This window comes from Amycolatopsis sp. CFH S0740, assembly GCF_004522315.1.
Lineage (GTDB): Bacteria > Actinomycetota > Actinomycetes > Mycobacteriales > Pseudonocardiaceae > Amycolatopsis > Amycolatopsis nivea.
Map to the genome: position 1 here is coordinate 1 of NZ_SDLS01000085.1, position 370 is coordinate 370.

The 370-nt window shown below is 65.9% G+C and carries 1 protein-coding gene; it reads right to left on the minus strand.

What is annotated here, in order from left to right:
- On the minus strand, positions 1–370 hold a 370-nt coding region (locus EIZ45_RS45855), incomplete at both ends, for an acyl-CoA dehydrogenase family protein (RefSeq protein ID WP_205671789.1).

Here is a 370-nt window from a genome sequence, read left to right on the forward strand (position 1 = left end):
CGCGATCGCCAGCTCGAACGACCGGATCGCGATCCCGCACGCCCGCGCCGCCACGTTCACCCGGCCGACCTCGACCCCGTCCATCATGTACGAGAAGCCCTTGCCCGGCGCCTCCCCCAACACCTTGTCCGCGCCGATCGTGAAACCGTCGAACACCGCCTCGGTGGTGTCGACGCCCTTGTAACCCATCTTGTCGATCTTGCCCGGGATCGTCAGCCCCGGAAGGACCTCGCCGAACCCGGAGGGCTTCTCGACCAGGAACGTCGTCAGGTTCTGATGCGCCTTCTCCGCACCCTCGTCCGTCTTCACCAACAAGGCGATCAGGTTGGACGAGCCGCCGTTGGTCAGCCACATCTTCGCGCCGTCGATC